Here is a 7332-nt window from a genome sequence, read left to right as displayed (position 1 = left end):
TCACCTGTGGGTCATTTAGCAGCTTGTTTAGCTTCTGAATTTTGGATTAATTTTCTCGACCTTGTAATGTGAATAATGCCAATTTAATGTGAAGTTGCACATATCTTGATCCCCCTAAATCCCCCTTAAAAAGGGGGACTTTGAATTCCCCCCTTTTTAAGGGGGGCTAGGGGGGATCGAATTCTATGCAGCTTCATAAAGAATTGGTATAATGCCAGGGCATACTTTGTATCTTTAGCTGTTTACTGTCCCATAGATTGGGGTGTTATTCCTGCTAGAGCAACAGTTTGAGCCGAAGAAACAATGAAATCTACATCATTAATAGCTCGAACTATTTGGACTCCTTCTACTTCCTTTATTTGTAAGTTTTTCGGATTATCGGCTATGTCTCTTTGGGTGACAAATTCCTTGGTATTTTCCTTGAGTTTAATTAAGCCATTGCTTGCCAGTAATCTTAATCCTCAGTCATTATTAATCACGTCATTGGCAATTGTAACGGTGGCATTTTGGGGAACCTCATTCACAGATTTGAGGTTTTTTGAGAAAAGACCAAGTGTGCTTAATGAAACTAGATTTAATGGAACTAAATTGATTTTGTGTTCTTTGACAGCATTATTCATGAAAGGTCGATGTTTAAAAAAATTGGCATCGATTAGTTTGTCTTTTAAAGCTGTATTTGGTTGTATCCAGTCATTAAAGGTAACAACTTTTACTTCTAATCCTTCCTGAGGTGCTAGTTTAGTATTTACAAACTTCAAAATATCTTCAGATATGATTCCCGTCACCCCGACTTGAATAACTTCTTTTTGTGCAGTTGCTTGGGCTGTATTTGAAGTTACTTGAGCTTGTTTTTGGCTACAGCTAGCAAAGAATATGGAGGTGGTAAATGAGCCTAAAGCTGTAAGGAAAAATCGGCGGTTAATTTTTCGATGTTGTATGTTCATAAGCAATATTCTTGGTTAAATTTAAACGAAGCACTCGACATGCGGAGGACGCAGAGAGAAAATAGAAGATTCAAGAGTTGAGGAATTCTGGCTCAAGACTCTCCATGTAAAAAGTCTCATCAGTAGCCAACCATAAACTTTGCAGCAATTCTTGCCCTTACATCAATGAACCTCCACTTCCAACTCTGATTTGGGTAAATATTTCAAGGTTTGGGTGACTTTTAATCCTTCTAGTTCGATAATTTATTTATATACTACGGCAAATCTATAGATTAATAGTAGTTTGACTATAAGATTTGCATAGATTTTTGAAAATGGTCAAGATTTACGGACAAGCAACAGAAAATCAAACTATCCACACCATGCCTGTCCCTTCCAGGTATGTGCATCGCTGGTGAAGCGTGAACATCCAGCGATTGACTCGCGATCGATAGCAATTTTTTGCGTAAGTCCTACTTATGTAATATTCGTCAAAAAATTTCCCAAGAATGTATTAAAAAATACAGTACTTCAGGCAATAATCAGGTTTTTAGGTATTTATCGAACAGAATTCAGGAGTCAGAATGGGCTAAACGCCCTGCACCGCTAACAGCATGAATGTTCTTGAGCAAACAATTTCTGGGGATAGGATAAGCGGGTTGCCTTACCTGTACGGGTATGATTCACCACCATATCTTTTTCAAACTTACCAGAACAGACCCTCAAAAAAGCAATGCGATCGCACTTTTGAAAGTACGATTAGTATCAAACAAGATTCCCAACTTATCTAAATAAGTTGGGAATCTGAGCTTTTCATGACTCAATCTCTAATTAGATGCTCCCCACTTTCACGAAGAAACAGCTTTCAAATGTGAGGTGTGAGATAAGTAGTTCGAGTCAATCACCCGATTACGCCCAGAAGTTTTAGCCTGTAACAAACATTGATCGGCACGATGCAGCAGACTTTCTCCTTGCTCATCATCCTCAGATCGCAGAGAAGCTGTACCCAGACTAATGGTGATATTAATTGTCAGTTTATTGTTGAGTGCAAATGGTTCGTCGCTGACTATGCGATTGAGACGACGGGCTACTGATAGTGCTTCATCATCGCTAGTGTTAGCCAGAAGAATTACAAATTCTTCGCCACCATAGCGGAATGCTGTGTCTTGACAGCGCAGATTGTGGCGCAAACGCTGACATAGTATTTGCAAAATGCGATCGCCTGCTAAATGCCCGTGAGTATCGTTAACTTTCTTAAAATGATCTACATCCAGAATAATCAAACTCAGAGAAGTTTTTTGAGTCCTAGCTCTTTTAATTTGTCTGGGTAAGTCCCATTCTAAAGCACGACGATTATTTAATTCTGTCAACGAATCGGCTAAGGCGATCGCAGATAACATATCATTTGTCCGAATCAAATCTCGGTATTTTTGCGCTTTCCGCAAGCCAACAGTCAATTGAGCAAGTATTAAGCCATGATTAGCAGTCAATTCTGCCAAACTATGGTCTGTTTTTTCTTCAATCAGATGCCAAATATAAGCATCGGCTCCTTGCTTTAATGCCGCAGCACTCATCTCCAATTCTCTATGCCAACCCTTATTTCTATCAGCTAACTGCTGGAAACGATCCTCAAAGAGAATACAGTATATCCACGATAGTTTTGTCTGGTCTTTCAACCAAGCGCACAGTTCCATGCTGCCATCTAGGCTAGCCTGTACAAGTATTATATCGGGGGCTGTTGTTTGAATCCGCGATACTGCCTGATTCAAATTGTCCATAACTTCTACACTAAAAGCGGTCGCATAACGGATCTGATCTGGAAGTGTGGCGATAAAGTTATTTTTTCCAAAGACCAGAATAGAAATATTCATTGCTTTATTTTTTGTCCTATTTAAATTTTAAAGAATTAGATTGAGTAACTTAATGCTTTGCTTTTGCCTAATACTAAATATGATGTTTTAGGCTGAGTTATTTTTTTGTTATATATTTTTTAAAACGCCAAAATTACACTATTTTTCCAAGTTAAATCTCCTTTTTCGGCTTTAGATTTACTACTACATTGTCTGAAATATCCCCTTCTGACAACTAATGTCTTCTTTACACTTTGTTTTTCAAACAGTAAAAATACTGAATATTATATGGATGTATAAAAATGATTGCTATAGTTTCTTAAGTGCTATTTTCTGATGAAATTACCCAAATAAATAGCTTCTAAGAACCGTCGGATTTGGCAGCTAAATTTCTTTTCAAGTAGAAAAATAAAGAAAATATAAAGTTTGTTCATCCAATTATAAAAACCCAAATTTTATCGTTGAATTAAAAATGTTCTTTCCCATAGAACATTCAAGCCTTTCTCTTTGCTAACCAGGCTTTTATCAAGTATCAGGGTAGGAGTGGAATTGCAAAAAATAATGCACATTAAATAGACAGCAAAACTCCCTCCTACTATGGGCAGTAGATTTCTGTCACTAACATACACTACAATTGCAGAGCGGATTTCTATGGTAAAAGATTCACAATTTAAGTGAAATGTGAATCTTTGATTCACAAGGTTTTGGTAGGAGAAAGAAAATGTCTTTGCCTACGCTTTATAACTGTTTATTTGTTTAGTTAATTCACATCTTGTTTTGTTTGCTGCAACACATAGATTGAGAAAAAAAGATAAATAAAAAAGTTGATGTCAAAATTTGCCCCGAATGTGCGGAAATTAGTTAGATTCCGCGCGTAGAAGGGTAGAAAAAATGTAATTTTTTTAGCGTTGCCTGAGATATTAAAATCTAAACTTCTGTGACAAGCTAGAACCGATCAGTAACCTTCAACTGTGTAACCAGCAGCAACAATTACCTGTTTGATTGACTCCTCTGAAGCTGCGGATTCTACTATGACAGTTTTAGCGTTAACATCTATATCCACTTTGGCATCGGGTTCCATAACGTGTATAGACTCAGTAATTGTATCTGCACATCCCTCACAAGCAATATTTGATACCTTCAGTTTTAGTGCCATTTGTTACCCCAGTATGGAAAATTTAAATTATTTCTTAAGGATTAATATTAACCATTAAAACCCAATTATGCATCCCACTAGAGTTAGATAACGGTATAAAAGCGTCCTAATCTCTGCATTTTGCTTACCGACTGGCACAATTTGCTGGCAGTAATATGAAACAAAATGCAAGAATATATAAAGCTATTGATGAAAATACACTTACCCAGTGCCGCTGCGCCCAAGCCTAAAGTTAAAAACACCTATGTCTTCAAATCCCCAGTACCTAAGCGGTAACGAAATTCGCAACATATTTCTCGACTTCTTTGCTAAACGGGAACACCAAATTCTTCCAAGTGCCTCCCTCGTGCCAGAAGACCCAACCGTGCTGCTGACGATCGCGGGGATGCTACCATTTAAGCCGATATTCTTAGGGCAACGGACACCAGAATTTAAGCGGGCCACGACTTCGCAAAAGTGTATCCGTACCAACGATATCGAAAATGTCGGACGCACCAAACGGCATCATACATTTTTTGAGATGCTGGGTAATTTCAGCTTTGGTGATTATTTTAAAGAACAAGCGATCGCTTGGGGTTGGGAAATCTCTACACAAGTCTTTGGCTTTTCCCCCCAAAATCTGGTTGTCAGCGTTTTTAAAGATGATGATGAAGCTTTTGGAATTTGGCGCGATCAAATCGGTGTACCGATAGCGAGAATTAAACGCTTGGGCGAAGATGATAACTTTTGGGTATCTGGCCCCACTGGCCCTTGTGGCCCTTGTTCCGAAATTTATTATGACTTTCACCCAGAACGCGGTGACGAAAATATAGATTTAGAAGATGATTCCCGGTTCATCGAGTTTTACAACCTCGTGTTCATGCAATATAACCGAGATGCTTCCGGGAATTTAACGCCACTGCAAAACAAGAACATTGACACCGGCATGGGTTTGGATAGAATGGCGCAAATTCTCCAAAAAGTGCCCAATAATTACGAAACTGACCTGATTTTCCCAATTATCCAAACAGCAGGACAAATTGCTGGTGTTGATTACCACAGCAGTGATGAAAAAACCAAAACTTCCCTAAAAGTCATTGGCGATCATATTCGCGCTGTCATCCACATGATTGCTGATGAAATTCGCGCTTCCAATGTCGGGCGCGGTTATGTGCTGCGGCGATTAATTCGGCGGGTGGTGCGTCATGGACGATTAATTGGCATTTCTAGCGAATTTACTACCCAAGTTGCTGAAACTGCGATCGCACTTTCCGAATCAGCTTACCCTAATGTACGCCAACGGGAAGCAGCAATTAAAGCTGAGTTGCAACGGGAAGAATCCAATTTCCTCACAACTCTGGATAGAGGTGAAAAACTGTTGGAAGAGACTATCGCTGAGGTATTTTATTCATTACAACATGATCTATCATCTCCATATTCTCCAACAGACCCAAAAATTTCTGGTCTGGATGCCTTTACTCTCTATGATACCTATGGCTTCCCTTTAGAACTAACGCAGGAAATTGCAGGAGAAGCGGGGCTAGGGGTTGATGTTGAGGGATTCAATACGGAAATGGAAAAACAAAGAACCCGCGCCAAAGCAGCACACGAAACCATCGATTTAACTGTGCAAGGTTCCCTTGACAAATTAGCAGAACACATCCAAGTCACCGAATTTTTAGGCTACACCCAACCGACGGCGACGGCGAAAGTCGAAGCGATTTTGGTAGAAGGTGTATCTCAAGAAGAAGTATCAGCAAATGAATTAGCTGTTACCGAAGCAATGACAACAATACAAATTATCCTTGACAAAACGCCATTTTATGCTGAATCTGGGGGACAAATCGGCGATCGCGGTTATATCTCTGGTGATGGTATCGTAGTTCGGGTAGAAGACGTTAAAAAAGAATCTGATTTCTTTGTTCACTTTGGACGCATCGAACGCGGTACACTGCGCGTAGGCGATAATGTTACAGCCCAAATTGATCCAGCTTGTCGCCGTCGCGCCCAAGCTAACCATACCGCAACGCACCTGTTGCAAGCGGCGTTGAAGAAAATTGTTGATGATAGCATCTCGCAAGCAGGTTCCCTGGTTTCCTTTGACAGATTGCGCTTTGACTTCAACTGTCCCCGCGCCTTGACAGCAGAGGAAGTTCAACAAATTGAGGAACAGGTGAACACTTGGATTGCCCAAGCACATGCTGCAAAAGTGGAAGTATTACCTTTAGCAGAAGCGAAAGCTAGGGGTGCTGTTGCCATGTTCGGGGAAAAATACGGCGACGAAGTGCGGGTAATTGACTTCCCTAGCGTATCAATGGAATTATGTGGTGGAACTCATGTGAGTAATACTGCTGAAATTGGCGTATTCAAGATTATCTCGGAAGCTGGTGTGGCTTCTGGGGTGCGGCGGATTGAAGCTGTTTCGGGGCCAGCAATCCTAGATTATCTCAACCTGCGGGATAAAGTAGTTAAAGATTTGAGCGATCGCTTTAAAGTTAAACCCGAAGAATTACCAGATAGAATCACAAGTCTGCAAAGCGAACTGAGAAATAGCCAGAAAGAATTAGAAACCTTGAAGGTACAATTAGCGATCGCTAAATCAGACAGCTTGCTACAAACAGCAGAAATCGTAGGCGAACATAAAATTATTGTCGCCCAATTAGAAGACGTTGATCCAGAATCATTGAAAACCGCAGCCGAACGCTTATTGCAAAAAATCGGTAACGGTGCGGTGGTGCTGGGTTCAGTTCCCGAAGAGGGGAAAGTTAGTATAGTTGCAGCTTTTAGTCCAGAAGTGAACAAAAAAGGTTTACAAGCTGGTAAATTTGTAGGTGCGATCGCTAAAATCTGCGGCGGCGGCGGCGGTGGAAGACCGAACTTAGCCCAAGCCGGCGGACGCGATGCGAGTAAATTACCAGATGCGTTGGAACAAGCAGAAAGTGATTTAAAATCCGCCTTGGGTTAACCATCTTCCTCAACCCGGTTTGGTTAAGATTCTTCCCTTAAAAAGCTACAGTGTACACACATATTTGTACAAAACCAAAATCTTTGTATATCCTTCTAAATTCCCCTTAAAAAGGATGAAAAAAGGGAAAGGGGAAAGGGAACCCCATGCTTAAAAGCTCTTGTTTCAAATATGGACGCTGATTTTTATTGCACTACGTGTCGCTAAAAATCTTCTTTTAATATTTTCCATATTTAAAAATAGGGGCTTTATACCGTGTGGGAAAAGTTTTATCTTTAATTCCTTTACCCCTTCCCCCCGCCCCTTATCCCCAGCTACGGTGTACACACAAGTTGAAAAAAGATCAATTTCCCATTGTTCTTTCGTTTATCTCGTTCCTATGCTCTGCATAGGAATGCCTGTTTAGAGGCTCTGCCTCTAGTCAAATATTGAGTCAGAGACTCAATGAATGCATTCCCA

Annotated in this window: 3 protein-coding genes and 2 pseudogenes; 1 reads left to right on the top strand and 4 read right to left on the bottom strand. The window is 40.2% G+C overall.

The window, feature by feature from the left end:
* Positions 1-242: 242 nt before the first annotated feature.
* The 4 genes and pseudogenes from RRG12_RS40955 to RRG12_RS40940 form a co-directional block, all read right to left on the bottom strand.
* Positions 243-944, bottom strand: a pseudogene (locus tag RRG12_RS40955) (MetQ/NlpA family ABC transporter substrate-binding protein).
* A 600-nt stretch (positions 945-1544) separates the two neighbouring features.
* Positions 1545-1664: pseudogene (locus RRG12_RS40950) on the bottom strand (peptide chain release factor 3); the annotation flags it as partial.
* A 107-nt stretch (positions 1665-1771) separates the two neighbouring features.
* Entirely contained in the window at positions 1772-2794 is a 1023-nt protein-coding gene (locus tag RRG12_RS40945; protein ID WP_420763141.1) for a GGDEF domain-containing protein, read from the bottom strand.
* A gap of 934 nt (positions 2795-3728) precedes the next feature.
* Complete coding sequence (locus RRG12_RS40940; protein WP_069067838.1) at positions 3729-3929, bottom strand: heavy-metal-associated domain-containing protein; 201 nt, start codon at positions 3927-3929, stop codon at positions 3729-3731.
* A gap of 244 nt (positions 3930-4173) precedes the next feature.
* Between RRG12_RS40940 and alaS the strand changes: the two genes are divergently transcribed.
* The gene (gene alaS, locus RRG12_RS40935) at positions 4174-6873 is read left to right on the top strand and encodes an alanine--tRNA ligase (protein WP_420763140.1); all 2700 of its coding nucleotides are present in this window, start codon (positions 4174-4176) and stop codon (positions 6871-6873) included.
* Positions 6874-7332 lie beyond the last annotated feature (459 nt).

Source organism: Nostoc sp. CALU 546 (assembly GCF_048836525.1).
The sequence above is the reverse complement of the archived record's forward strand: the minus strand, read 5'-3'. Positions and strand labels throughout refer to the sequence as shown.